Annotated in this window: 24 protein-coding genes and 5 pseudogenes; 12 read left to right on the forward strand and 17 right to left on the reverse strand. The window is 70.2% G+C overall.

Annotation, left to right across the window (positions count from 1 at the left end; all coding sequences use genetic code 11):
- Positions 1–38: 38 nt before the first annotated feature.
- The gene (locus ASC99_RS27700; RefSeq protein ID WP_057237074.1) at positions 39–272 is read right to left on the reverse strand and encodes a hypothetical protein; all 234 of its coding nucleotides are present in this window, start codon (positions 270–272) and stop codon (positions 39–41) included.
- 564 nt (positions 273–836) lie between these two features.
- Here ASC99_RS27700 and ASC99_RS27710 point away from each other — a divergent pair.
- Positions 837–1,877 (forward strand): annotated as a pseudogene (locus ASC99_RS27710) (transposase); the annotation flags it as partial.
- A gap of 525 nt (positions 1,878–2,402) precedes the next feature.
- On the opposite strand, the gene ASC99_RS27715 reads toward ASC99_RS27710, so the two are convergent.
- Positions 2,403–2,843 (reverse strand): MarR family winged helix-turn-helix transcriptional regulator, encoded by a 441-nt coding sequence (locus tag ASC99_RS27715; RefSeq protein WP_057237077.1) that lies wholly within the window; start codon positions 2,841–2,843, stop codon positions 2,403–2,405.
- Positions 2,844–2,932: 89 nt separating this feature from the next.
- On the opposite strand from ASC99_RS27715, the gene ASC99_RS27720 reads away from it, so the two are divergent.
- A complete protein-coding gene (locus tag ASC99_RS27720; protein WP_057237079.1) occupies positions 2,933–3,859 on the forward strand; it encodes a zinc-binding dehydrogenase in 927 nt (308 codons plus the stop codon).
- A gap of 21 nt (positions 3,860–3,880) precedes the next feature.
- On the opposite strand, the pseudogene ASC99_RS27725 reads toward ASC99_RS27720, so the two are convergent.
- From ASC99_RS27725 to ASC99_RS27750, 7 genes and pseudogenes are all read right to left on the reverse strand, one after another.
- Positions 3,881–4,213: pseudogene (locus ASC99_RS27725) on the reverse strand (transposase); the annotation flags it as partial.
- A 129-nt stretch (positions 4,214–4,342) separates the two neighbouring features.
- Positions 4,343–5,033, reverse strand: a pseudogene (locus tag ASC99_RS27730) (SDR family NAD(P)-dependent oxidoreductase).
- 239 nt (positions 5,034–5,272) lie between these two features.
- A pseudogene (locus ASC99_RS41255) lies at positions 5,273–5,528 on the reverse strand (transposase); the annotation flags it as partial.
- A gap of 26 nt (positions 5,529–5,554) precedes the next feature.
- Positions 5,555–5,992: a hypothetical protein gene (locus ASC99_RS27735; protein WP_235502558.1), complete on the reverse strand. Its 438-nt coding sequence runs from the start codon at positions 5,990–5,992 to the stop codon at positions 5,555–5,557.
- Between the two features lie 125 nt (positions 5,993–6,117).
- Complete coding sequence (locus tag ASC99_RS27740) at positions 6,118–7,374, reverse strand: IS256 family transposase (protein ID WP_157531789.1); 1,257 nt, start codon at positions 7,372–7,374, stop codon at positions 6,118–6,120.
- A gap of 649 nt (positions 7,375–8,023) precedes the next feature.
- Complete coding sequence (locus tag ASC99_RS27745; RefSeq protein ID WP_157531790.1) at positions 8,024–8,599, reverse strand: HD family hydrolase; 576 nt, start codon at positions 8,597–8,599, stop codon at positions 8,024–8,026.
- Positions 8,600–8,620: 21 nt separating this feature from the next.
- Entirely contained in the window at positions 8,621–9,757 is a 1,137-nt protein-coding gene (locus ASC99_RS27750) for a DNA-binding transcriptional regulator (RefSeq protein ID WP_057237084.1), read from the reverse strand.
- Between the two features lie 205 nt (positions 9,758–9,962).
- Between ASC99_RS27750 and ASC99_RS27755 the strand changes: the two genes are divergently transcribed.
- The 9 genes and pseudogenes from ASC99_RS27755 (at position 9,963) to ASC99_RS27790 (ending at position 19,303) form a co-directional block, all read left to right on the forward strand.
- Positions 9,963–10,373: an ATP-binding protein gene (locus tag ASC99_RS27755; RefSeq protein ID WP_057237086.1), complete on the forward strand. Its 411-nt coding sequence runs from the start codon at positions 9,963–9,965 to the stop codon at positions 10,371–10,373.
- Positions 10,370–10,849, forward strand: a complete 480-nt coding sequence (locus ASC99_RS39000; RefSeq protein WP_157531791.1) for a hypothetical protein — start codon at positions 10,370–10,372, stop codon at positions 10,847–10,849. The genes ASC99_RS27755 and ASC99_RS39000 overlap by 4 nt, the downstream gene beginning before the upstream one ends.
- A gap of 595 nt (positions 10,850–11,444) precedes the next feature.
- Entirely contained in the window at positions 11,445–12,689 is a 1,245-nt protein-coding gene (gene fxlM, locus ASC99_RS27765; RefSeq protein WP_057237090.1) for a methyltransferase, FxLD system, read from the forward strand.
- 43 nt (positions 12,690–12,732) lie between these two features.
- Positions 12,733–12,939 (forward strand): FxLD family lanthipeptide, encoded by a 207-nt coding sequence (locus tag ASC99_RS27770; RefSeq protein WP_082598689.1) that lies wholly within the window; start codon positions 12,733–12,735, stop codon positions 12,937–12,939.
- 119 nt (positions 12,940–13,058) lie between these two features.
- Positions 13,059–14,654 (forward strand): annotated as a pseudogene (locus ASC99_RS27775) (lantibiotic dehydratase family protein); the annotation flags it as partial.
- A gap of 52 nt (positions 14,655–14,706) precedes the next feature.
- Complete coding sequence (locus ASC99_RS41260) at positions 14,707–16,146, forward strand: thiopeptide-type bacteriocin biosynthesis protein (protein ID WP_255359280.1); 1,440 nt, start codon at positions 14,707–14,709, stop codon at positions 16,144–16,146.
- Positions 16,147–16,434: 288 nt separating this feature from the next.
- A complete protein-coding gene (locus tag ASC99_RS27780; RefSeq protein ID WP_369825187.1) occupies positions 16,435–17,370 on the forward strand; it encodes a lanthionine synthetase C family protein in 936 nt (311 codons plus the stop codon).
- Positions 17,352–18,251, forward strand: coding sequence for a thiopeptide-type bacteriocin biosynthesis protein (locus ASC99_RS27785; protein ID WP_082598690.1), 900 nt, complete (start codon positions 17,352–17,354; stop codon positions 18,249–18,251). The genes ASC99_RS27780 and ASC99_RS27785 overlap by 19 nt, the downstream gene beginning before the upstream one ends.
- A 44-nt stretch (positions 18,252–18,295) precedes the next feature.
- Positions 18,296–19,303, forward strand: a complete 1,008-nt coding sequence (locus tag ASC99_RS27790; protein WP_057237092.1) for a hypothetical protein — start codon at positions 18,296–18,298, stop codon at positions 19,301–19,303.
- Positions 19,304–19,367: 64 nt separating this feature from the next.
- Here the strand turns inward: ASC99_RS27790 and ASC99_RS39870 are convergent, their stop codons facing one another.
- Positions 19,368–19,589: a hypothetical protein gene (locus ASC99_RS39870; RefSeq protein ID WP_057237094.1), complete on the reverse strand. Its 222-nt coding sequence runs from the start codon at positions 19,587–19,589 to the stop codon at positions 19,368–19,370.
- A gap of 242 nt (positions 19,590–19,831) precedes the next feature.
- Here ASC99_RS39870 and ASC99_RS27800 point away from each other — a divergent pair, with 242 nt between their 5' ends.
- The gene (locus ASC99_RS27800; protein ID WP_082598691.1) at positions 19,832–20,548 is read left to right on the forward strand and encodes a DUF6333 family protein; all 717 of its coding nucleotides are present in this window, start codon (positions 19,832–19,834) and stop codon (positions 20,546–20,548) included.
- 41 nt (positions 20,549–20,589) lie between these two features.
- On the opposite strand, the gene ASC99_RS27805 is transcribed toward ASC99_RS27800, so the two are convergent.
- From ASC99_RS27805 to ASC99_RS27825, 7 genes are all read right to left on the reverse strand, one after another.
- Positions 20,590–20,901: a hypothetical protein gene (locus ASC99_RS27805; RefSeq protein ID WP_057237096.1), complete on the reverse strand. Its 312-nt coding sequence runs from the start codon at positions 20,899–20,901 to the stop codon at positions 20,590–20,592.
- Positions 20,902–20,951: 50 nt separating this feature from the next.
- Positions 20,952–21,941 (reverse strand): hypothetical protein, encoded by a 990-nt coding sequence (locus ASC99_RS27810; RefSeq protein ID WP_057237098.1) that lies wholly within the window; start codon positions 21,939–21,941, stop codon positions 20,952–20,954.
- Positions 21,938–23,203 carry an MFS transporter gene (locus ASC99_RS27815; protein ID WP_057237100.1) on the reverse strand — a complete coding sequence of 422 codons (1,266 nt, stop codon included), beginning with the start codon at positions 23,201–23,203 and terminating at the stop codon, positions 21,938–21,940. The genes ASC99_RS27810 and ASC99_RS27815 overlap by 4 nt, the downstream gene beginning before the upstream one ends.
- The gene (locus ASC99_RS41265; RefSeq protein ID WP_162257932.1) at positions 23,203–23,973 is read right to left on the reverse strand and encodes a metallophosphoesterase; all 771 of its coding nucleotides are present in this window, start codon (positions 23,971–23,973) and stop codon (positions 23,203–23,205) included. The genes ASC99_RS27815 and ASC99_RS41265 overlap by 1 nt, the downstream gene beginning before the upstream one ends.
- A 1-nt stretch (position 23,974) precedes the next feature.
- Positions 23,975–24,547 carry a discoidin domain-containing protein gene (locus ASC99_RS41270; protein WP_162257931.1) on the reverse strand — a complete coding sequence of 191 codons (573 nt, stop codon included), beginning with the start codon at positions 24,545–24,547 and terminating at the stop codon, positions 23,975–23,977.
- Between the two features lie 238 nt (positions 24,548–24,785).
- Positions 24,786–24,917, reverse strand: a complete 132-nt coding sequence (locus ASC99_RS41770; protein WP_255359281.1) for a hypothetical protein — start codon at positions 24,915–24,917, stop codon at positions 24,786–24,788.
- A 58-nt stretch (positions 24,918–24,975) separates the two neighbouring features.
- A complete protein-coding gene (locus ASC99_RS27825; protein ID WP_057237102.1) occupies positions 24,976–25,725 on the reverse strand; it encodes a hypothetical protein in 750 nt (249 codons plus the stop codon).
- Positions 25,726–25,800 lie beyond the last annotated feature (75 nt).

A 25,800-nucleotide genomic window follows, 5' to 3' on the forward strand; every position in this document is an offset into this window, starting at 1 on the left:
ATCTGCCGGCCCACCCCTCCCACGACTCTCGTCGAAGCTCAGTGTTCTGCGGTGTTGCGGAACTTGAGGGCGAGGTCGCCCGCCTGCCGGACATCGGTGACGCCGCCGGCGATCACGGTGCCGAAGGTGCCGGCGTCCTCCCAATGGCAGATGACGCCACCGTTGACCGTGCTGGTGCCGCACCGCATCTGCCCGCCGAGCGGTCCGGCGTCGACGGCCACGGGGTTGTCGACCTTGGCACCCGCGAAGAAGTTGAGGAACAGCCAGTCCATCTTGTGCTTTATCCTCGACCGCTGTCATGCGGCGGCAGGGGGATGCTGTAGGCGGCGTCAAGCTTGTTGATGATCTTCCGGAGTGAGCGGGAGCCCCGGGGCGACATCGCATTCATCACCGTGTCGAGGAGGGCGCGAGCCTCCAAGGGGTTGCCGCAGCAGTACCAGTGCACGTTGCCCCACTCGTAGTCGTGCCACTGCTGCCGCTCGGAGCGGTGAACGTGGTCCCGCCAAAGCCGCACAGCGGCAGTGACATCCCCTGGTTGTAGGTAGTTCCGCGTGCGTTCGAGGTGGGCTACCTCGAAGAGTGCCCGCGAGGAGACACCGTTGATCGCGGGTCTTGAAGCCTGTGTCCGGTGCGGGGAGAGGCTGGTCCGGACGTCCGCCGGCCGTCTACGCGGCATGGACCTTTCGGTTCGTCATCACGCGGCCTATGGTGTCACGATCACGCACGCTTCTCGAACGAGTTCACTCGTCCGTGAGTTCGCCGGACGTGGACACGGCCTTCATCTGATCCTGTGCTCCGACCAAGGATGCACCTGAACTCGACGGAGGCCGTGAGGGATGAGTTTGCTGTACCGCGATGTCCAGCGAGAGCCGTTCGCTGAAGCGTCACACTTCCGGGAGGACTTCTACGGATGTCTGACCGCGCGGCGTGACGAACTGTTCGAGCTCACGGACGCGCTGCTGTGCGCGGACGGGCCGGTGACGTCGCCGGTGGACCTGACGTTGCTGGCCGAGCACCGTCGTGGGCACGGCGCGTTGTACGACGCTCTCAGCCATGGCGGCCTCGCCGCCGGACGGCTGCGGCGGACGCTGGCCGCGCTGTCCCAGCCGAGTGCAGCCGGTGGCCGGCTGGTGCTGGCGGTGGACGTGAGCAACTGGCTGCGACCTGACGCCGAGTGGAGCGCGGACCGGCTGTTCTGCCACACCTTCGGCCGGGGCCGGGACCAGCACCTGATGATCCCGGGCTGGCCGTACTCGTTCGTCGCCGCGCTGGAGGCGGGCCGCACCTCCTGGTGCCAGCTGCTGGACGCGGTGCGACTTGGCCCCGAGGACGATGTCGCCGAGGTCACGGCGGTCCAGGTCCGCCGCGTGGTCGAGGACCTGATCGCAGGCGGGAGCTGGCGGACCGGTGATTCGGATGTCCTGGTCGTCTTCGACGCCGGCTACGACGCACCGCGCCTGGCCCACCTCTTGAAGGACCTACCCGTCGAGGTGCTGGGGAGGATGCGCTCGGACCGGGTCATGCGACGGCCGACGCCCACTCAGCTGGAGTACGCCCAGGCTTACCCCCTGGGCGGGCGGTTCCCCAAGCACGGCAAGGAGTTCCGCTTCGCCAAGCCCGACACCTGGGGCGAGCCGAACGTGGCGACCGTGCAGGTGACCGACCGCTACGGCACCGCACGAGCGATGGCCTGGGACCGACTCCACCCCCGGCTCACCACCCGATCCGCCTGGATCGACCACGACAGTGAACTTCCCATCATCGAGGGGACGTTGATCCGACTGGAGGTCGATCGTCTGCCCGGCGGAGGAGATCCGCTACCGCTCTGGCTGTGGTCCTCCGCCACCGGCCTGGGCGGCGCCGACGTCGATCTGCGCTGCAGGTCGGTGCCGGTGGCGTCGAAGTAGAGGGTGAAGAACCAGGACCGGTCCGGCGCGTCGAGGAGGCCGGTGCGGAGCGGTACGTCGCGGTGTCGGGAGAGGATCTCGACCGACTCGTCGAGGCCGAGGGTGGTTAGGCCGATTCGTCGTGCCCAGCCCAGCCGGGTGGCGGCGATGCCGCGCACCATCCAGTCGGGCGCGGCCCGGTCGAATAGTTGCAGCTCGCCGCCGGCCAGGAGGGCCTCGCGGGCCGGGGCGCAGGCGGCGGTCTGGTCGGTGAGCATGGCGGCGAGATCGGGCCGGGTTAGGTGCTCGTTCTGGCTGGTCATGCCGAGACCGTAGTCACCGGCCGGTGGGCGGTGCCACCGGATTCGGCCGGTGGAGTCTCCTATGCTCGGAGCAACCTGCTCTGAGCTCAAGGAAGTTGGGCGAGATCAGCTGACGCTGATGGCATGTCAGGCGGCGAAGACCGATCCAGTTCGAGCCCGGTGGATAAAGAACAAGTGAGTGTCTGTCTACCTTCTATTCCGTGATGATCAGTCGGGCGAGCAGGGCGGCGAGCTGCTTTCGTTCGGCCGGGGCCAACGGGGCGAGCAGGGCGTCGTTGGCTTGGTCGCTCAGTTCCTCCAGCCTGCGCAGCAGCGCCCGGCCGCCCGTGGTGAGCGCGAGCGCGTTCTTGCGGGCATCGCGGGGATCTCGGGTGCGGCTGATCAGCTTCTTGGCTTGGAGCTCGTTGAGCACCGTGACCATGTCCTTGGGGTCGATCCGGACGGTGCGTGACAACTCGGCCTGTGCGATGGGGCCGAGTTCGGCAATGCCGCACAGTACGGCGTGGTGCGGCATCCGCACCCCCTCCTCGGCCAGCTGCTCGCTGACCAGGCGGTGTCCGAGGGTCGCGGCGCGGCCCAGCAGCCAGCTCGGCAGGGTCTGCAAGCGGCCGAGCGGCGCGGGGGTTGTGTCCACGGGGCCAGCCTAGCCGAAATCGTTGGACCCCCCAATGGATTCGGTTTATCGTTGGGTCGCCCAACGGATTGCAGGAGAGGGAGGCGCACATGCGCAAGGTCAGGTTCCAGCCGCAGGACACCGTCGAGCCCTTCGGGATCGACGAGGTGGCCGCACCGGTCCCGGGCCCCGGACAGCTGCTGGTGAACACCGAGGTCGTGGGCGTGAGCCTGGGCCTGGTCAGGATGCTGCGCGGGGGCACGGTGCCGACAGCCGGGCCCGGGGGCGAGATGGTGGGGCGGGTCGCTGCCCTGGGAGCGGGCGTGGAGGGCTTCCGGGTCGGAGACCGGGTGGGCGGGGTGGTGTTCGAGGACGTCTACGCGCAGTCGGTGCTCGCTGTCCCGGCAATGGTCACTGCTGTCCCGCCGCAGGTGACCGCAGCCGAGGCGCTGGCGCTGGTTCGCGGCGGCCTGGTCGCGCTGAGCGCGCTACGTGCCGGACGCTTCGAGCAGGGCGAGTCGGTCCTGGTCACCGCGGCGGCCAGCGGTGCCGGGCATCTGGCCGTGCAGTTGGCCAAGACTCTGGGTGCGGGCCGCGTGGTCGCGGCGGTCAGGTCGGCGGACAAGGCTGATTTCGTGCGTGGGTGCGGCGCCGACGAGGTGGTGATCTATTCACAGGACTCCTGGGGTGACCCGGTAGACCTGGTCCTCGACGGCGTCGGCGGCGATCTGGTGCAGCGGGGCGTGGACGCCCTCTCGCCCCACGGCAGGCTCGTGGCGTTCAGCGCGGGCGGCGGCACCGTGGACGCCGGCAGCCTGCTCGGCGGCCTCAAGTCGGTCATCGGGTTCTCCATCGGACTGATCAGCCGCCAGCAGCCCGAACTGATCGAGCAGCGCAGGGCCGAGCTGTGGGACCTGCACGCCGCCGGCCGCCTGCGCCCGGCGCATGAGGCCCTGCCGCTCGATCAGATCGCCAAGGCTGTCGAGCTGATCGAATCCCGCAGCAACCTCGGCAGGGTCCTGCTGCACACGAGCTGACCGCTGCGGCCCGCGGCGTGTTCATGCCGCCACCAGCGGCTCGGGGCGTTCGACGAGGTGGCCGCGTTCGAATCGGGCGCAGGCCCGGACCAGGGCGACGAGGTGGGGTGCGTTCACGGCCCGCCAGCGTTCCTGTGCGGACTCGATGAGTTTGAAGACCATGGCGAGAGCGGCGGCCCGGCCGCCGGCGCCCTCGGCGACCTTGGTGCGTAGCCGGACGGTGGCGAAGGTCGACTCGATCGGGTCCGTGGTCCGCAGGTGCATCCGGTGTTCGGCGGGGAAGTCGAAGAACGCCAGCAGTTCGTCCTCATCGTCCGTGAGTCGCTTGACGACCTTGAGGTACTTCGCCCCGTAGGTGGCTGGGCACGGGGAGGGCGTGCAGACGGGTATCAACTCGCGACCCGCCCACTGCGGTTAGCGGGAGGGTTGAACAGATGACCCCGCCGACGCGGCAGGGCGTCGGCGGGGTCACTTTCGGGCGGGTCAGGCGGTCAGGCCGCCGTCGACGGTCCAGTCGCTGCCGGTGACGTAGCGGGCGGCCGGCGAGGCGAGAAATGCGACGGTCGCGGCGATGTCGTCGGGGGTCGCGTAGTAGCCGAGCGCGGTTCGGGGGGTGACGACGTCGGCGAATTCGCCGTCGGCAGGGTTCAGGTCGGTATCGACGGGGCCGGGCAGGACGTTGTTGACGGTGATACCGCGCGGGCCGAGCTCCCGGGCCAGGGCGCGGGTGAGCCCGGACACGGCGGCCTTGGAGGCCGAGTAGACCGTTGATGACCCGGGAGCCCCTGGTGAAGTGGGGTTCGGCGGCCTTGACGGCGGCGAAGATCGCCCGGACGTTGACCGAGAACATGTCGTCGAAGTCGTCGAGGGTCAGGTCGGACAGGGGCGCGAAGCGGCCGACCCCGGCGTTGTTGACGAGGATATCGAGAGAACCGAAGGTCTCGACGGTGGCCGTCACGGCTGCTTGCAGCGCGGTGGCGTCGGAGCTGTCGGCCGGCAACGCGACAACCCGCGGGCCGAGCTCGCCAGCGAGGGCCTCCGCCTTCTCCTTCGAGGAGTTGTAGGTGAAGGCGACGGCAGCACCATCCGCCGCCAGATGACGGACGATCGCCGCTCCGATACCCCGAGAACCACCGGTGACCAGGGCCGTCTTCCCCGGGAGCTGCTGAGTCATGGTCTGCTCCTCAATCGAACCGAACTGTTCGGTTACGCATTCTGCGAGGCCACAACTCCGGCTGCGCGCAGGTCTATTCCAGGAAGCACGGCCGAATATGGATCCTTGAGGAGGAGCCATGGGCAGACCGCGCTCGTTCGACGCCGGCGAGGCTCTCGACACAGCCATGCGCCTCTTCCGGCGATCCGGCTACGACGGCCCGTCCCTGACGATCTGTCAATGGCCCCTCAGGCCTCGTAGGCAACCGGTACGTTCACGGCCGCGTGCACGCTCTGCGTGTCGAGCACCACCACGCTAGGGTCCTCCAATCGACCTTTGCGCTCCCGCAGTTGGCGCGGCAGCAGCTCGTGGACCGTCTGGTCGGCGCCGTCGTCGCGCCTCGTGGCGAAGTAGCAGTACGTCGCGCTCCTGGGCCGCAGGTCGTGCGGCAGGTAGTCCCACTGGCATCCGGTCCGGCCCCTGGTACAGGATCGCGTTCACGATCGAGTAATAGTCAAGACCTGTGGATTGGCTTATTTTGATCATGGTTCTCGGTGGCCTGGGTTGAGCTTGATGCCGTAGTCGTCGAGCCAGGTGATCAGGTCGGCTCGGTGGGCCTGGACGAGTCGCCCGCCGGTGAAGCGCGGGTCGCCGGTCACCTCGGCGACGATGTCCGCGGGCGGCTCGAATGCGTACATGTCCTCGTCCGTGGTGAACTCCGCCTCGGCCAGGACCAGGCCGTGCAGAGGCGGATCGAAAACGTCAATGCCCAGGGGCGGGATGCTCAGGCGCGTCTTGGTCAGCACCGCAGCGGGCAGCGTGGCGAACACGTCGTACTCAGCCTGGGACAGGTAAGTGTTCGTGATCGTCCCCTGCACGGGGCCCGGTCGGTCGGCGGGCACCTTCTGGGTGAGCTTGAACTCGGGCTGGAGCGGGGCGGGCCGGTCCACCCGGCGCAGACGCAGACGAGTGCCCGTCAAGTATCGGTCAGTGATCCGTCGCACTTCCTGTGCGTGTGAGGCCTGCGGGGCAACTGCCAGCAGGAATCGCCGTTCCCGCTCCACCCGGGCGTACTTCCCCGCGCGGTCGGCGGCAGTGGACCCTGTCACGCCGCCACCGCCTGGTCCTGATGCTCGACCAGGAGTCCGCGTTCGAAGCGGGCTCCTGCTCGAACGAGAGGGACGAGGTGGGCGCCGTTGACGGCGCGCCAGCGGGCCTGGGTGGACTCGACGAGCTTGAAGACCATCGCGAGCCCGGCGGCGCGGGAGCCGGCGCCCTTGGTGACCTTGGTCCGCAGCCGCACGGTGGCGAAGGTCGACTCGACGGGGTTGGTCGTGCGCAGGTGGATCCAGTGCTCGGCCGGGTAGCCGTAGAAGGCCAGCAGTTCATCCTGGTCGTTGGTGACCTTCGCGACGGCTTTCGGGAACTTTGCCTGGTAGAGCTTGGTGAACACCCCGATGGCCTGCTCGGCGTGTTCGCGGTCCTCGGCGTTGTAGGCGTCCTGTCGGGCCTTCTTCGCGGCGGGTTGCGCGGACTTGGGCATGGAGTCGATCACATTGGCGGTTTTGTGGACCCAGCACTTCTGTTCGCGGGTGCTGGGGAAGACCTCGTGCAGGGCCTTCCAGAAGCCGAGCGCGCCGTCGCCCACGGCAAGGACCGGGGCGCGCATGCCCCGACGCGAGCAGTCGCGCAGCAGACCGGCCCACGCCTCGGACGATTCGCGGTAGCCGTCGGCGATGGCCACCAGCTCCTTGGTGCCGTCCACGCGCACGCCGAGCACGACCAGGGCGGCGGCCTTGGCCTGGTCCAGGCGTATGCGCAGGTGGATGCCGTCGAGCCAGATGTAGACGTAGTCAGTCTTGGACAGGTCGCGGTCCTGGAACGCAGCGTGGTCGTCCTGCCACTGGGCCGTCAGCCGGGTGACTGTGGCCGGGGACAACCCGGCCGAGGAGTCGAGGAACTGCTCCATCGCGGGCACGAAGTCCCCCGATGAGAGGCCGTGCAGGTAGCGAAGGGGCAGCACCTCGGCGATCTTCGGGGACTTGCGGCACCACGGCGGCAGGATCGCGGAGGAGAACCGCCGCCGCTCGCCCGTGCTCTCGTCTACCCGCCTGTCGTTCACCCGCGGTGCCCGGACCTTGACGGATCCGGCCGAGGTGGTGACCCTCCGGGGCTGGTGGTGCCCGTTGCGGACGACCAGGCGTCGGCCCCGGGCGTCGCGCTCATCAGCCAACTCGGCGATGTAGGCATCGACTTCCGCCTCCAGCGCAGCGGCCAGCATCCGTCGCGCGCCCTCGCGGACGATCTCGTCGATCAGGGAGCCGTCTCGCGTGGAGTCGTCGTCATTCACTACGGTGAGCACGGGGCGTACCTTCCCGACCGGCGCTCGCAACGCCGGCCCACTCGGTGACCATCAAAGGATCAATCGGGAAGGTACGCCCTCCGCGCGCCTCCCGGGGCTGATCCACAGGTCTTGAGCATTGCTCGGCCGCCGCCCCCTCCGCGTGGACACTGATCCACCGCGACGCTCTCCAGGCCCTCTCCGCCGACAGCTACGACGACTTCCTCCGCCGCAGCCAGCAGGCCGGCCGCATGGCCGATGCCTTCTACCGGGCCGCCCGCGCCGCTGCCCGCCGCGAGGTTCCGCCGCTCGCCGCAGGGAACACAACAGCGTGGCAGGCCGCCCGCGCTCTTGCCGACCGACTGGCGGCAGCCAGCCCCTCGAGTACGTGGTCTACCGCAACGGCGCCCGGGTGCCCGTGAGGGCGTGGGCCGAAGCCGCGACGCTCGCCAAGTCAGCGGTCGCGTACAACGCGGGCACGCTCGCCAAGGCGCGCGAGGCCGGGGTGCAGATGGTCGAAGTATTCGACGGAGCCGACTGCGGCTGGACGTCACACGCTGACCTCGACAAGGCAACTCGAACTCTGCGCACCGTAGATGAGGCAGCCGAGTGGCCGATCTCCCACCCACGGTGCCGACGGGCGTTCGGCCTCCGACCTGATGCAGGCTGACTAGCGGAGGTAAGTACGCTGCCAGTCGGCCAGATTCATGGTCTGAGCGGCATCGGCGAGTTGGATCGCCGACGGGAGCTTGAGCTTCGCGCGGGTACTGTCCACCCACTCCTGTGCGGCGGGGTATCCCTGCTGGATGTACTCAAGCCCCTGGATCATGCACTCAAGCTTGTCCGCGTCGTGGGCAACCTGGACCTCCAGGGACTCGCCGTTCTCGTAGTCGTTAACGATGGCGCTGATCCCCTCGGCCACAGCCGGGTGAGCGTCGGCTACTTGATCGGCGGTCACTGCCTCGTTCGATGCGGTCTGGATGTACCGTCGCCCGATCCAGGGGATGTCGCCGATGCGAGTCTCCTGGGTGTCGTGGAAGGTGCAGAGCAGAGCGACCCGCGCGGGGTCGGCGCCTTCCATCATGGCGAGGACCGCCCCGATGAGGGCCGTCCTCCACGAGTGCTCGGCGATCGTCTCGGGGTCCTTGATGCCGGCGATCCACCAACCACTGCGCTTGGCGCGCTTCAGGGCTCCTGCCTCCATCAGGTAGCTGACGGTGCCTTCGGATTCCTGACGGTCGTTCACTTTGGTCGTCCTTCCTGAAGATCAGGTGGTCAGTCTCAGACCGTAGTGCACGGACACGAGCTCTTCTCGTCCTTGCGCGGAGATTCCGTCGGCTTCGAGCAGTGTCGTGACTTGATCCTGGAGACTCCGGGCGAGGCCCGGGTCAGGGGTGAGGAGCCCACGGCGAAATGCAAGCAACGCCCAGACCGAGTGGATGTTGAGGTCGATCGCAGCGATTCCGGGCTTGAGTCGGTCGGTGAGTCCCCGCAGGAGGGCAAGGGCGTCCCACGACTGCGCTGGCGTGGCGATCATGAAGTGGTCATCAGTCTTGGGTAGGGAGTCGATCCCGAGCCAGTAGGCCCAGTAGTTCAGGTTGGCGGCTTCCCCGACTTCGTCATCCATCCCGGTGGCCATGAAGGCCGCCAGGGCTACTTGGTCCCCGTGTCGGCTGAGGGATGTTGCGACGGATCGGTCATCGGCCCAGTCCGGTGACCAGCCCCGTGTCCGCGCTCGTGCTGGCCTTCGGCGTATGTCGGCGATCCAACCGGCGGTGTCGGGTGACGTGTCGTAGGAGCAGAGGTAGAGGGCTTGCCGGCGCAGGAGTGCTGCCTCTTCGCCGGACGAGTGCGCGAGTTCGGCGGCTCTGCGCATCTGGCTGAAGAATGCCCTCAGCTCATCGCGAGGGAGCTGTGGGAAGGTGGGAGCGGGCCCGCGACGCGGGGCCTTCTCGGCGGCAGGTAGCGAGGCGGGGCTGTTGCCAGTAAGGGCCCAGGCCAGCATGTGAGTTGTGTCCCGGGTGAGCACCCAGCTGGCGAGTGGGTGGTCATCCGCGCGCTGGATCGCCCGGTCGTTCACTACGAAGTTGATGATGCTGTCGGCGTCGAGTGCCTGGTCGAGCAGCATGAGCAGGGTGGGGTCCCCACCTAAGCGGAGCAGGTTCCGCCTGATGACGCGAAGCGATCCAGCGCGTGACGAGTTCAGCGATCGGCGTCCGGACTCCCAGCCCTGAATCGTGCTCTTGTCGACCTGGAGGGCTTCGGCCAGCTGGTCTTGGGAGGTGCCGATTCGCTCCCGGATCTCCTTGAACAGGTGCCCTGAGACCGCCCCGAGGCGTTGGCCGGGCCGGGGGCTGCTGGCAGTCAGTGTTTCGAGGCCCCGCGCCTCGCGGTGAGCTGTCACGTCGCTACCAACCTCGCGTGAAACAGGCGGAGTTACCCGTACTGGCGGTCAGTCCTCTTGATCTGGCGAGAAGCGTAGCGTCTCTAACACGAGACGCACAGTGATCACGGATCGGTGATCGACGGCGATCCAGTGCGCGGTTCAGCACTTCCAGCGGTTCCGACGTTCGGCCCGATCGGAGTGATTGTCGGTGGTGACCACGCGAATGGCTCAGCAGCTGAACCAGTGGCAGCGGGCGTTTGACGCCAGCCCGGAGTCAGTGTCCGTGGCCCGGCATGAGCTTCGACGTGTGCTGGCCGGTTGGGGTTGGGAGGGCGGGCCGTTGGACGACGCCGTGCTCATCTGCTCGGAGCTCGTCGCCAACGCGATCGTCCACACGGCCCCCGGGCTTGGAGACGAGATCAGGGTGCGGGTGCAGGAGTCGGAAGGCGACTGCCGGATTGAGGTTCTGGATTCGCGTCCGGACCTGATGCCGGTCACGCCGACTGCCGCGCCGAGCGGGGAAGGTGGGCGGGGGCTGCTGCTGGTGCGCGCTTGCGCCGCCGACATGGACGTGGTGACGACGCGAGGACGGAAGAAGGTGTGGGCGCGAGTGCTCCGGGAGGCGGCAGCATGAGGCAGTTCGTTCGGCGGCTGATTGGTGGCTGGCCCCGTCGCCGCGAAGCAGCGGTGATCTGTTCGCCGGCCAGTACGCACCGGGTGCCTGTCTCCATTCCCCGGCTTCCGAACGCCTTCGCCCGGCAGCGGCCCTTGGTGCCGCAGCCCTACTGGTGCACCGTCACCGCGTACTTCAGCTCCGGGCAGCCGATGCTGCTGTGGAGCGGCGGAGCATCGGACGTCCGGCTTGCCGCTCGTGAACTGGTCGACCAAGTAGGCCAGGTAGCTACACGCCTTGAACTCGATGTGAAGAGCGTGCCGGCGGCTTGGCTGTCCAGCAGGGCCGGGTACGACCGGGCGGTGGACGACCTCGCCGCAGGCCGCAGCCACGCCGTCACCTTCACCCACGACGAGGTGGTCTGGGTGGTGACGTGCACGGCCAACGACACCGCCCGCACGGCGGTGCCTGCCGCCTCCGCCGGAGCGAGGCAGTGACGGCACCGTGGATTCCGGACGGGAGCCGATGCAACTGCCTGTCGGCACAGGGCCCGCGGGTCCGCGTCCACCCGAGCGGGTCGCACGTCCTCGCGCCGCCTCCCCTCGCGCCCTACCTGCCACGCCTCCCGGCCCCGAGGCCGGACCTCACAGGGTGTCTTCGCCGACTGACCGACCGGAGGGATACCAAGGATGAGTAACGACGGCCTTCCCCGCTTCGCGGAGCCCCGCGAGCCTGCCCGGGGCGGACGCTGGCTGTCCGTGGCGGAGGCGATCGACAGCCCCTCGGGGGTCCAGGCGACGACTCACCGGCCGCGGTCCGGGTCGGCCAGGCGCAGCAGGCCCGAGCCTTCGGGTAGTGGCGCCCCGCTGCCGCCCGAGGCCGCCTGACCTCTTGGCTGATCCGAGACTTCCCCGCTGCGATGCGTACCTCTGCCGTTCGGCGAGGCCGGGGTGGGGAGAAGCGGGACTGCTCCATGACCCAATGGAGCGGCCCCGCGACGGCGGGGAAGTAGCATGCGAGACCCGCAGGCGGAGGCTCCAATTCCCTTTGTCCTGCTGCAAGTTGGTTGATCATCGTAGGAATGAGGATCGAATGGCCGAGCAGGACCAGGCGCACGCCGACAGTACGAAGCGGGCCGCCCGGCTGGCGGACAGCATGATCGCGACGCTGCGCGCCAGCGGCGACATCACCAGCCGGGAGGTCGAGCGGGCCATGCGCACTGTGCGCCGGGACCTGTTCGCTCCGGAGGCGAGCGCGGAGGACGCGTACGACCCCTACAACGCCGTCATCACCAAGCGCGACGAGCACGGCATCGCCATCAGCTCAGTGAGCGCGGCGCAGATCCAGGCGTTCCAGCTGGAACAGGCGCAGGTGCGGCCGGGGATGAAGGTGGCGGAGGTCGGGGGCGGTGGCCTGAACGCCGCCTACCTGGCCGAACTGGTCGGGCCCGAGGGGTCGGTGACCAGCGTCGACATCGACCCGGACGTGACGGACCGCGCCGAGCGGCTGCTCGGGGCCGCCGGGTACTCGCGGGTGCGGGTCCTGCTCGGCGACGCCGAGAAGGGGTTCGGGGATGGGCCCTTCGACGTCATCCTGGTCACCGTCGGCGCGTGGGACGTCCCGCCGGCCTGGATCGCCCAGCTGGCCCCGGGCGGGCAGCTGGTGGTGCCACTGCGGATGCGCGGCCTGACCCGCTCGGTCGCCTTCGTCCGCGAGGGCGACCACCTGGTCAGCGAGTCCTCGCGGGTGTGCGGATTCGTGGCGATGCAGGGCGATGGCGCTCACCAGGAGCTGCTGCTGCTGGTGAGCGGTACCGACGAGATCGGTCTGCGGTTCGATGACGGGCTGCCCGCCGACCCCAGCCGTCTCGACAACGCGGTGCGCACCTCTCGCGCGGAGACCGCCACCGGCGTGCTGGTGGGCCGTCAGGAGCCCTTCGACACGCTCCAGCTGTTCCTGGCCACCGTCCTGGACGGCTTCTGCGTCATGGCGGTGGACTCGGACCTGGACACCGGGCTCGTTGCGCCGGCGAACAAGTGGTTCTCGCTGGCCACCGTGGACGGGGACTCCTTCGCCTACGTCACCCACCGGCTGACCGAGGACTCGCGCAACGTGGAGTTCTTCGTGCACGCGCTTGGCCCGCACCGCGAGGAGCTGGCGGCCTCGGTGGCCGAGCAGGTCCGTGTCTGGGACCGCGAGCAGCGTGGTGGGCCCGGTCCGCAGTTCAGCATCCACCCGGCCGGAACCGCCGACGACCTGCTGCCCGATGGCCGGGTCATCGACAAGGTCCACAGCCGGGTCATCATCTCCTGGCCCGCGCCGGCATCCGCCGCGTAGCGCCAGGCATCCCGCACCACCCCTTCGAGAACAGGAGACCGACATGTTCGTCAACGCGTCCCGAGGCGGCACTGCCCTGGCCGAACGGCCCGACAACGGCGGGGAGTTCGATGAGTTCGCGCTCGACATCGCCGTGGTGGTGGCCGCTCACCCGAACGGCAAGCTGATGTGCAGCACCAGCGACGGCTGCGGCGGCACCTGCCAGGGCGGCTCCAGCGCGTGCAGCTCGTACATCGAGGACCCGGCCTGACCCACCGCTGCCGGGGTGCCGGGCGGCTCACCCCGCCCGGCACCACAGCAGCACCTTCACCATTCCAGCGACGAGGGAGGCGTTTCGTGGCACCACCATCGACCCGGTCCGGTCACCGGATGTCCGGGGGCGCGCTGCTGCGCGCCACCACCGACCCGGGCGGCCTGGACCTGCCCCGCGACGTCGACCTGACGGGCGATCAGACCACCGCGCTGCACTGGCTGGAATCGGTGTGGCAGCGGGCGGAGGTCCGCGACGCGCTGAGCGTTGCCAGCCCCGGGCTGTGCCGCCGCCTGGCGGAGATCCTTGCCGATGAGCGAACCGAGCCGCGCCAGCTCCAGCGCGCGGTCCTGTCGCTGGCCTCGTACGCGCTGCGGTGGCAGGGCCGCGCAACACCGTTCGGCTTGTTCGCCGGCATCGCCCCTGTTCGGATCGGCACCACCAGCCGGGTGGAGTGGGGCGGCAAGCACGAGGTGCGGCTTCGTGCCGACGCCGACTGGACCGCTGAGGTGATCACCCGTCTGGAGCGCGACCCCCAGGTCCAAGGGGGCCTGAAGGTCGTCATCAACAACACCGGTCACCTGCGTGGAGACCGCTGGGTTGTGCCGGGTCGCCCGGCCGACGGGACCAGTGTGCAGATGAGCCCGGTGGAGGTCGCGGTGCGCCACAGTGGCCCGGTCGCCGCCGCACTCGAAGCCGCCACCACCCCCATCCGCTTCGACGACCTGCGGGACCATCTCGCGGCGAAGTATCCCGCCGCCATCCGGGAGCAACTAAGCACCCTGCTAGCCGGGCTGTTGGAGCAGGGCGTGCTGGTGAGCAGCCTGTGGGCTCCGATGACCGAACCTGACGCGCTCGCACACCTGTGCACGGAACTCACCGGTCTGCCCGGCGTCCGGGCTCTCCTGGATGAGCTGGGCGAGATCCGCGATCAGCTCGCCCAGCGGGCCACCACTGCGGGTGTGCCTGTTCCGGCCGCCCTGCTGGAGCGGATGCGGGCGGTCAGCGGCGCAGCGCCGGTGCCGGTGGTCGTGGACACCGTGCTGGACTGTGATGTCCAGATCCCCGAGCACGTGGTCACGGAAGCTGAGGACGCTGTCGCCGTCCTCTACCGGCTGAGTGCACACCCGTACGGGTATCCGCAGTGGCGCGACTACCACCGGAAGTTCCGCGCCCGGTACGGCGTCGGGGCGCTCGTGCCCGTGATCGAACTGGTCGCCGACAGCGGCCTGGGCCTGCCCGCCGACTACCTGGGCTCCGCGACCGGCCGCGCCGCACGCCCGCTCACCGGGCGCGACGAGAAGCTGCTCGCCCTGGTCCAACGGGCGATGCTGGACGGCAGCGGCGAGATCGTCCTGACCCCCGCTGTGATCGAGGACCTGACCGGCGGCACCCCCGAGGGCTCGGACGCGCTGATCCCATCGCCCCGGGCGGAAGTCTCCTTCGAGATCCACGCCCAGTCCACCGCCGACCTCGACCGCGGGGCCTTCCGGCTGGTGGTGACCGGGGCGCCACGGCCCGGCAGCAGCATGGCCGGACGCTTCGCCCACCTGCTCACCCCTGAGGACCGAGCCGCTCTCGACGCCAGCTACGGGCCGGGTGATCCGCAGGCCGTCGCCGCGCAGCTGAGCTTCGCCCCCCGGCGCCGCCGCAACGACAACGTCACCCGCACGGCAGCGGTCACCGAGCACGTGATCCCGCTGGCCGAGCACCGTGAGGCCCAGGAGAGCGTCATCGAGTTGGCGGACCTGGCGGTCACCGCCTCTCGTGGACGTCCGCGAGCCCGGCGAGTACGAGATCGTCAACATCCCGGGTGCCGTGCTGATCCCGAAGACCACCGGGCGACGGGTGGAGCCGCGCGTAGCCCACGCGTTGGAGGCCGGCGTGCACACCCCGGCTCTCGCCCGCTTCCTCGCCGAGATCACCACCGCCCGCTGCCCCGTCTACCAGGCCCTCGACTTCGGCGCCGCCGCCCACATGCCCTACCTGCCCCGGGTCCGCTACCGCCGCACCGTCCTGTCCCCAGCCCGCTGGCTTCTCACCGCCCACGACCTCCAAGGCGACTCGTGGGAGCAGGCGTTCGACACGTGGCGGCACGCGATGCGCGTACCCGACCACGTCACCGTGATGCGGCACGACCAGCGCTTGCCACTGGACCTCACCCACCCCGTGCACCGGCAGCTGCTGCGCACCACCCTGAGCGGCACCCGCCACCTCGAACTCCGCGAAGCCCCGTCGCCGACGGACCTGGCCTGGATCGGCCGCTCCCACGAACTCCTGCTGCCCCTGGCGCAGTTCACCGCTCCACCGGCCCGGCCCGCGCGGCCGGCCGTCCCGGCGGCTGGGCCGGCGTTGGTGCGGAGTGCGGCCGCGGTCCATCTGCCGGGGCAGTCGACCGTCCTCCACGCGCAGCTGCTCGGCCACCCCGCACGCCACAACGAGGTGCTCACCCAGCACCTGCCCGCCCTGCTCGGCGTCTTCGAGAGCGAGAAGGAAGGCGTGCCGGTGTGGTGGTTCCGCCGCCACCGCGAGCTGGCCCGCCCCGACGCGGACCAGCACCTGGCGCTCTACCTGGCGCTGCCGGACCCCGGGGCGTACGGGCAGGCCGCCGCTCACCTCGCGGCCTGGGCGGACCGGCTGCGGCGGAGTCGGCTGCTGGCCGGGATGAGCCTGGCCACCTACGAGCCACAGGTCGGCCGCTACGGCCACGGCCCGGCGCTGGACGCCGCCCATGCGGTGTTCGCCGCCGACTCCGCCGCCGCCCTCGCCCAGATCCACATCGCCGAGAAGGCCGGGCTCGCTCCGCAGGCGATGGCCGCCGGCTCGATGACCGACCTGGCAGCCGCCTTCGCACCCGCCGCCGGGCAGGGCCTGGAGTGGCTGGTGCGGGAGATTCCCCGTGAGGGTGGGCCGCTGGACCGCTCCCTAGGTGACCAGGCCCTCGACTTCGCCGACCTGCGACGCGCCCTGTGGGCCCTGCCCGGCGGAGAAACGGTCTCCGCCGCCTGGCAGGCCCGCACCGACGCCCTCGCCAACTACTGCAAGCACCTGAGTTCCGACCGCGACCCGCTCACCGTCCTGCGCTCCCTCCTACACCTGCACCACGTCCGCGCCGTCGGCGTCGATCCGGACCAGGAGAAGATCACCAACCGCCTGGTGCGAGCCTGCGCGCAGCGGCACCTCGCACTCGGACGGAGGGCCACATGAGCTCACCCGAGCGAGCCGCCGCCTCCCTGGCCGCCCAGCGCCTCGCCGACCACATGGCCGCACCGAGCCCGCCAGCCGAAGGGGAACCGTGGCTGGGCCAGTCCCTGGCCAAGGGAGCAGCCGGAAGCGCCCTGCTGCACATCGAGCGCGCCCACACCGGACACGGGACCTGGAGCCACGCCCACGCCTGGGTGAAGGCCGCCGCGACGGGCGAGATCAGCGCCGCCGCGGCCCACCACCGGCCTCTACCTCGGCGCCCCTGCCTTCGCGTTCACCCTGCACGCCGCCATCGCCGAGTCCTCCAGCCGCTACCGCAGCACCCTGGCCGTCCTGGACCGGCACGTCGCCGACCTCGCCCACCGCCGGGTGGACACCGCCACGGCCCGCATCAACCGGGGCGCCCTACCGGAGTTCCGCGAGTTCGACCTGCTGTTCGGACTGACCGGCATCGGCGCGCTCCTCCTGCACCGCAACCCCGGCGGGAGCGCACTGGAGCAGGTGCTCACCTACCTGGTCACCCTGACCCGCCCACTGGCACACGAAGAGCAGCAGCTGCCCGGCTGGTGGGTCGGGCACGATCCCGCAGGCCCCGAGCACCCGATGCCCGGCGGGCACGGCAACCTCGGTACCGCCCACGGCATCACTGGCCCCCTCCTGCTGCTCAGCCAGGCAGCCAGGCGCGACATCACCGTCCCAGGCCAGCACGAGGCGATCACCACCGTCCTCGACTGGCTCGACACCTGGCGCCAGGACAGCCCCGCCGGACCCTGGTGGCCCGAACACCTCACCCGCGCCGACCTGCACACCGGCCGCCCCACCCAGAGCGGCCCCTACCGGCCCAGCTGGTGCTACGGCACCCCCGGCATCACCCGCGCCGGACAACTCGCCGCCATCGCCACCACCGACCCGGCCCGCCAACGCCAATTCGAGGACGCGCTCAGCGCCTGCCTCGCCGACCCCGAACAGCTCGACAAGATCACCGACGCCGGCCTGTGCCACGGCTGGGCCGGGCTCTACCAGACCACCTGGCGCGCGGCATCCGATGCGACAACCCCCGCCCTCCACACGGCACTTCCCCGCCTGGCCGCCGAGCTGGTACGCCACTCCGGGCCAGGCGCCGGGCCCGGATTCCTCGAAGGCGACGCCGGGACAGCCCTGGCCCTGACCACCGCCGCCACCGGCGCACCGACCTCTGGATGGGACGCATGTCTGCTGATCGACTGAAGCGCGGTAGTGATCTGGACGCCCTCCAGTTACGGGCCTCCACGCCGCAGCAGATTCAGCAGTGGATTCAGCTGTACATCGAGTTCCCCCACTGGGCGGACGCCGAGAAGACCGCCGCCGAACACCTCGCCCCGGTCCTACGGCAGGCGGAGGCCGAACACGGCCTGGCCTCATGGTGGTTCATCCGCAAGGCCCCCTGCTGGAGGCTGCGCCTGCTGGCCCAGCCCGGAAGTGAGACCCACGACCTCGTCACGGCCGCCCTGGACGACCTCACCGACGCTGGTCTGGTACTTCGCTACTGGCACGGGATCTACGAACCCGAGACCGCCGCGTTCGGCGGACCCGCCGCCATGACGCTCGCGCACGATCTGTTCCACGCCGACAGCCGCGCCGTCCTGGACCCACACAGCCGAGCGCGCGCCCTGCTCGGCCAACGCGAACTCTCCATCCTCCTGAGCACAACCATGCTGCACGCAGGCCGACTTGAGTGGTTTGAGCAGGGGGACGTCTGGCACCTGGTCGCCGCCGAGCGTCCGCTGCCCGCCGATGCTGCCCCCGTCCAACTCCAGCAACTTGCCGATGATCTGGGCCAGTTGCTGCGCGCAGACACCGCGGCGGCCGGGTCGCTGTTCGGCCCGGGCCGCCCGCTGGCTCCCGCAGGACGGCGGGCGGACGCCTTCCGCCAGGCCGGCCGCGCCCTCGGAACCGCCGCCCGAACCGGCGCCCTGGACCGCGGCCTCCGCCAGGTCCTCGCGTACCACCTGATCTTCCACTTCAACCGGTGCGGGCTCCCCACCCGCACCCAGAGCATCCTCGCCGCCGCAGCGCGCACCGCCATCCTCGGCCCGCGCCCGGACGTGCCCCGCCTGGCCACCGCCTGACGCCCTGGTCAACGCCGATCACCTTCACCAGCAGGAGAGTTCATATGACCATGCCCCGAAACAGCACGCTCCCGACAGACGTTGTCACCGTGGGGAGCTGGAACATCGAGCACAACGGCGGGGAGAGCGACGGCAAGGGCGGTGGCAGCGTCGAGCGCCGCTACGCCGCGTACGAGTGGCTGGCCGGGCTCGGGCCGTTCGACGTCTTCGCGCAGGAGATGACGCACGCCGACCGCTTCCGGGGCAGGCTGCGGTGGGAGGGAGCGCGACGGCTCGGCGGACTGCCGCCATTCGTGAACCCCGGGCCCACGCCCGCCTCGCCGAACCCGCCCGGCCTCATGCTGAACAGCGACTCGTTCTGGCCCACCGGGGTGTGGCCGGAGAGCAAGGGGTGGTGGCACGGGCCGTGCGCGGTGGACACCCGGATGGTCGCCGAGGTGGAGGCGGCGGCGAGCCTGACGATCGCCTCCGTCCACCTGTGCTCGCGCTCGCCCCGCTTCCGGGAGGTGGAGGCCAACCTGATCACCGGGTGGATGGCCGCGAACCGGGCCGTGCTGGTGATGGGCGACATGAACTCCTACTCCGGCCAGGACGCCGGGATCACCGACTTCGGGCACGTCGAGGACCTGCCGTTCCGAGAACACCGGACGATGGACGGCACCACCCCGCACACCGAGCCCGACCGCATTGGCGAGCCGGAGACCGGCGGGGAGGGTTACATCCCGCTGGCGCCTTCGAAGAGAACCAGGTCAAAGGCCATCCTCGGCGAGATCGCCGGGCGCTTCGGCGGGACGGTCGTCTACGGCAACCCTGGACGGCTGCACCTCGCCGACGGCGGGATCATCACCCACCGGCCAGCCGCCGCCCGCCCGGTAAAGCTCATCCCGGCCCGCTCTCCGGCAGCCACCGTGATCGTGCGCGACACAGGGGCGGGGCCGCTCGTCGGCTCGATGCCGATCACCGTGAACGGCGCTTCAGCGTCCACCGGCGAAGCGGTGGCAGACGAGGTGATGCAGCGTCTGCGTCACCTCCAGAGGGGAGGAGGGGCCTGACGGCCGATCAGCAGCTCTCGAATTGGCGGCTAGATGTCGCAGGGGTCGTCATCGGCCACGGCACTCAGGTCCTCATCGGAGACATCCGGGGGATCGGAACGGCCGAGAAGCGCATCGCCGACACACCGCATTCGTTCTTCGCAGCCTGGAAGCACGCTTCGATCGCCCAGCGCGTCCCGGCGATCCGCACCAGTTCCTGAACCGTGGTCTCCAAGGGGGCGTAAGCGAGGCAGTAGGCGATCTCGTCGGGCTTGCGGATGCTGCGGCGGGCCAGTGCCCAACGCATCCTGTGGGGGACTTCGCCCTGGTAGTCGAACTCTGCGACGGCTGGCAGCCGGCCGCTGCCCAGTCGTAGAGGAACGGTCCCTTGCCCCCGTCGGGGCCGCCTTCCAGGCTGGCAGGGGCAGATTGCCAGAAGGGGTCACACGCCCGGGGCGCGGGCATGGTTCCACCGGCGTACGGGGCGAACACCTGCCGAGGGGCCGGGCGGCGGCGCTTCTGTCATCGTCGGCCGTTACGGTTGCCCGCATGAACGAGGACACCTACTGGACCTCTGCGCCGGACCGGATCGTGCGCGGCTCGATGAGTCTGTGTCACCTGACAGTGTTCGAGGCGCCATTCAACGTCGACGCCCGCAACCTGCCCCCCAACGACCCTGAGCGCGCACGCGCGTTCGTCGAGTCGTTCGAGGGCATCGAGGCCGTTCTGGAGGACCTCGGGCCGCGCTCCGCGCAGACCCCGCTCCCATCGGCAGCACGGTCTGATCTGGACATCGTGCACGCTGCCGCGTGGGGCGGCATGTTGAGCATCGTGACTCCCGCGTTCGCGACCGACGGCAACGACGAGCCGCTACGGTCGGCGGCGAAGGAGTTGCGGGAGCGGTTCCCGGATGCGCGGATCGTGGGACGGGTCTCCTACCACGGGGGGATGGAGCACACCGAGAACATCGTTTGGTTGCCGGACGGAGCGATGTTCCACGCATCGGGATGGCCGGGTGACGAGCCGTTCGTCATCTCGGGCGATCCGCGTGCGGTGATCGCGTCCCTGGATCTCAGGGGCTGGATGGTGGACAACGCCGGCGTCGACCTGGACGAGCCCGCGAACGAGGTCTACTGGGCGGGCCTGGGCGGCTTGGCGCTCGGGCATTCGGATCCGTGGGGGTGGGAGGAGATGGAGACGACGGCGTTCCGTGTGCGGCACTCCGAGGACGCGGTCAGGGACATGGAGAGCTTGTACTTCGTCTAGTACTCCAGCAAAACGTCGAAGCCCTGCTGGAGTACTTGGTGTCAGCCGGAATCGCCGGTGGGTCGTCGGTGGCCGCAGTCGATCTCGTGGCCGCCAACATCCGTGACATAGCCTCGACTCCCGTTCGCGTGGACCGTTACCGAGCTCGGCCGGTAGTCCACCTCGAACGGCTCGTTGCCGCAGTTCGTCCCGGACCAGGGCCTGTCGCTCGCGGATCCGAACGTCCAGACCACGAAAGTCTCACCGGGCGCCAGCCAGTGGTCGCTTCCGTACGGCTCCAGAACCAGTTCCAGCAGTTCCTCGCCGTCGTTGTGAACCCGCAGTCGCGCCACCGGCGCCTCGTCGACAGCCATCGGCCCTCCTTGATCAACGGTCGCTTCGCGAGGAACAGTAGCCGTCCCGTTCAGCCAGTCGCCACGGGGGAGGAGGCGCCGGGGACGGTGAGGCGGGGGGAGCCGGTGCCGTCGGCGGGGACGGACCAGAGGTCGGTGCCGTGGCCGTCCGGGGCGGGGAGGGCGTAGGCGATGGTGTGGTCGTCCAGCCAGGTGGCCTGGTCGTCGACGCTGTGTGGTTCGGCGAGGGGGTGTTCGGTCATGGTGCGCAGGTCGAGGACGTACAGGCGCCAGGGGGAGTCGGGGCCGTCGGCGACTCGCTTCTTGAAGGCGATCCGGGAGTTGTCGGGGGAGAGGGACGGGCACTCGACGTTCTCCCGCAGGGCGGTCGCGGACCAGGCCGCCATGTCGCCCTGGACCAGGTAGGTGCGGCCCTTGGTGGCGACGGTCGCATAGAAGCGGTTGTCGTCCTGGGCGAAGGTCACGCCCCAGTAGTTGACGTCGGGGGCGTGGTAGCGGGCGCCGTCGATGGTCAGTGGGATCTGCTCCATGGACTTGACCAGGTATCCCGTGTCCAGGTCGAGGATCGAGGTCCGGGTGGAGAACGCGGAGGTGGCGTAGGAGTCACCGGTGGCGAACATGGTCCAGGCGAGCATCCGTCCGGAGGCCGACACCCGGGCCCGGTTGGGGATGCCGGGGAGGGTGATCCGGCGGGTCTCGTGCAACTGCCGGTCCAGGACGACGACGTCGGCCCTGGCGGGCAGGCCTGGCAGCCGCTGGAGGCAGAGGGCGGTGTCCCCGGCGGCGTGGAAGCGCTCGCAGGAGGGGCCGCCGGTGACCGGGGCGGACTCCGGGGTCGGTGGCCGGTACGCGACCCGGCCGGTGTCGCCGTCCCGGTAGTAGAGCCGGGGTCCGGCCAGGGTGAACGAGGCGTCGGCGGTGGTCTGTTGGGGTGTGGCGTGCTCGCGGGCCCGGAGGACGTAGCCGAGCGATCCGCCGCCGAGCAGCAGGACGGCCAGCAGGACGACGGCCAGGCGGGCACGGGGGGAGAGGGTGTTCACGAAGCAGTCCCTTCCAGGGGCGAGGATTCCCTGAGCAGCACCCAGCCGCAGGTCAGGCCTACTGCCAACAGGGTCAACGCCGCGTACAGGGCCGGGCGTTGGCCCCAGAGCGTCCAGGCCGCGCCGAACCCGGCGGTGCCGACCAGGCGGGTCAGCGCCTGCCCGGTCTGCAGCAGGGCCAGCCCGCCGGCCCGGCCGGTGGTGGGCAGGACCGGTCCGGCGAGGGCCATCAGCACGCCGTCGGTGGCGGCGTAGAAGACTCCGAGCAGGACGAGGACGAGGACGATCGCCATCGGCCGCAGCGGCGTCAGCAGCACCGCGTACACGCCGAGCAGGGCGAAGTGCCCGCAGAGGAACGGCAGTCGGCGCCCGAACCGGTCGGCGATCCGGCCCGCCGGAACGGCCAGCAGCAGGTAGCTCGCGGCCACCCCGAGCGGCAGCAGCGGGAACCAGCCCGGCGACAGGTCGAGTTCGCGTTGCAGCAGGAGATAGACGAAGGAGTCGCCGATGGTGGCGGCGCCGAGGAGGGCGGCGGCGGCCAGGATGCGGCGGAAGGCGGGGTCGCGGAGTGGGGCAAGTGCCTTGGCAGGAACGGGAGCCGGTCGGGTGGGAGAGGGCAGGTACGGACCGCCGGGGACGTACAGGACCAGTACCAGTACGCCCAGCAGCCCGATGCAGAAGCTGACCACGAAGACGGCGTCGTACGCGTCGGCGGTGGCCCAGAGCACGGCGAACGCCGCCAGCGGGCCGAGCAGGGCGCCGGTGGTGTCCATGGCGCGGTGCACGCCGAAGGAGCGGCCGAGGGTCTCGGGTGGGCCGCTGAGTGAGATCAGGGCGTCGCGCGGGGCGGTCCTGATGCCCTTGCCGACCCGGTCGGCGGCCAGTGCGGTGGCCAGGCCGGCCGTCGCGCCGCCGGCGAGCAGCAGCCCGAGCCGGGAGCAGGCGGAGAGCAGGTAGCCGATCCCGGCGATCCGCTTGTGTCGTCCGCTCCGGTCGGCGGCGTGTCCGCCGATCAGCCGGACGACGGCCGAGGCGGCGTTGAACAGGCCGTCCAGGAAGCCGAACTGGAGCGGTGAGAGTCCCAGGCCGAGGACCAGGTAGAGCGGCAGGACGGCGGTCACCATCTCAGAGGAGACATCGGTGACCAGACTGACCGTGCCGAGCGCGAGGACGGTCGCGGGGACCCGACGCCCCGCCCCGCCGCCGGTGGGCGGTGAGGCGGAGGCGTCGTCCCGGCGGCCGGTGGTCGCCAGGTAGGTCATCAGTGGCAGCTGTACTTCGGGCTGGTGTCCTTGACCTGGCCGTCCGTGCCGACGTAGGTCCAGCCGTAGCCGGAGTCGGTGAAGTCCAGCTTCAGCACGCCGTACTGACCGCTGATCCGCTTCTGGCTGTTCGGCTGGACCGTCTCGATCGCGTACGGCTCGGCGCCGCCCATCCCGCCGACGATCTCGACGATGCCCGAGGAGGTGGCGTTGCCGTCCGGGTCCTGCGGGGCGAACCGCTCGTAGTGGTGGTCGTGCCCGTTCAGGATCAGGTCGGCCTTGGCGGCGTAGAGGATCTTCCAGACCGGCTTGGAGACCGGGTCGTTGCCGTGCCCGCCCGAGGAGTACAGCGGGTGGTGCCAGTAGGCCGCGACGCAGGACTTGGTGTTGCTCGCCAGGTCGGCCTTGAGCCAGTCGATCTGGGCGGTCTGGTCGAAGGAGTTGGAGTCGAGGGCGATGAAGTGCCAGTTGCCCTCGTTGAAGCTGTAGTAGCTCTTGCCCTGCGGGTAGGCGATCGCGCCGAAGTACTCCTTGTACCCCGCGAGCGAGCCGGCCGGGTCGTAGGTCTCGTGGTTGCCCGGGATGGGGTGGGTCTTCGCCTTGAAGGCGCCCCAGCTCTTGTCGTAGTAGGCCCGGTAGTCCGAGATCCGGGCGTCGTCGTACTGGTTGTCACCCATCGTCRGATAGAACTTCGGGTTGATCTGCTGGGCGAGCGCGGCCGTCTTCGGGTGGGCGCAGGAGCTGTCCGAGGCGGTGCACTGGGCGGCGATGTCACCGGCCGCGACGACGGTGAAGGCACCGGTCGGCGAGGTCGGGGAACACGTCGACGCCGAACAGCGAGTAGCCGTACGAGGTGCCCCGGGCGGTGCCGTAGACGCGCAGGTAGCGTCCCCGGCCGGTCAGGCCGGACCAGTCGTCGGTACCGCCGTTCCCGGCGGTCTCGTTGGCGATCCGGGTCCAGGTCGTACCGTCGTCGGAGACCTCGACCCGGTACACCTTGGCGTACGCGGCCTCCCAGGTGAGCTTGACCCGGCTGACGGTCGCGGTGGCGCCGAGGTCGACCCGGAGCCACTGCGGGTCCACGCCCTCGGCGCTGGCCCAGCGGGTGGCCGAGTTGGCGTCGAAGGCGTACTTGGCGGGGTAGGAGGAGCTCTCGACCGAGGAGGCGGTGGCGGGCTTGCCGGTCGAGATGACGGTGTCGGCGGCGGCCCCGGCCCGTTCGGGGGCGACCAGCAACAGGCCGCCGACCAGCAGGAGGACGGCGGCGAGGATGATGCCGAGGGTGCCGGGGCGGGTTGCTCGCGGTGATCGGGGGGAAGGTTGAGCGGGAGGGTGCAGGCGCATGTGTGAACTCCCTGGCCTGGGAAGGGGCGAGAGCTGGGAACCAAAGCGAACCGCCGCGCCCCGGGTCGGGGGCAGCGCTCCGGCGGCCGGGTCAGAGCTCTCGCTGAGCGCGTCACGCCCTGAGGTCAGGGCACCGCGCCGAGCCGCCGCCGTGAATGCTAGCGGTTAGGAAAGTTTCCTACCAGTGCTCAACCGGCTTTGGTTCCGGGCCTGTTCGTCGCCCATGAGTCGCCCATGATCAATGCCACTGGGAGGACGTGCCGCTGCTGCCAAGGGCCCAGACCAGCAGCAGGATCAGCCCCACCACCAGCAGCACCATCAGCACGCAGCCGGATATCCCGGTCAGCCGGGATGCTCTCTTCTCGCTCACCCGCCCATCTCAGCCGGGTGGTCAACGAACAGTCAAGTACGGTGTCCGGCACGAACATTCAGCCCTCGGTGGCCACCCGGGCGAGCGCCGACTCGGCCCGGTCGAGCTCGTCGGTCAGCGTGGCCCGCAGGGTCGGCAGCAGGGCCAGCGCGGCCCGGGCGGCCTCCGGCGGGGCGTCCGGGTCGGCCCGGACGGCGGCGACCGCCGCCTCCAGCGGCATCGGGGTGAGGGCGGTCTCCCAGGCGGACCGGTGTTCGGCGGTGGCGTAACGGGCGGTCAGGAACTCGATCGGGGCGAGCGCCAGGCCGTCCGTCCGGCCGGGATCGGCGAGTTGCTGCTCCGGGAGCAGCCAGGCGATGCCGTCCCGGGCGATCAGCTCGAAGGCCCGGTTCTCGTCCGGGGCGGTCGAGCGCCCGAGGGTGGCGGCCGTCAGCAGCCGGGTGAGCATCTGCTCCTCCCGGTGGTCGATGGTGCGTTCCGGGTACGGCCGGTCGCCGATCATCTGCTCCAGGTGGTACCGCTGGCCCCAGTTGCCCACCCAGCGGTGCATCGCTCCCGCCCTGGTCTCTCGGATCGCCGCCAGTGCCAGCGCCCGGGTGGTCAGGTCGCGCCGGGCCAGTACCGTCGCGTTCTCCGGCCCGTCCTGCTCCAGTGCCGACCGGACGGCGGCCACCGCCGGGCCGTCGTACCAGCGGAGGGTCCAGCTCTGCCGGCCCGGGTCGTACAACGGCTCGACGCTGGTGCGGTGCTGGGTGCCGAGCCGCTCGGCGAGCCGTCGCAGGCGCGCCTCACGTGAGGTAGGGGGCATGACCGCACCCTAGCCAGCGGACCCCGGCGCGCCGCGCGACCCGCCCGGCGACTCACCCGTCCTGCCGCATGTCCT

Origin of the sequence: Kitasatospora sp. Root107 (assembly GCF_001424875.1) — a bacterium.
Taxonomy (GTDB): Bacteria; Actinomycetota; Actinomycetes; order Streptomycetales; family Streptomycetaceae; genus Kitasatospora.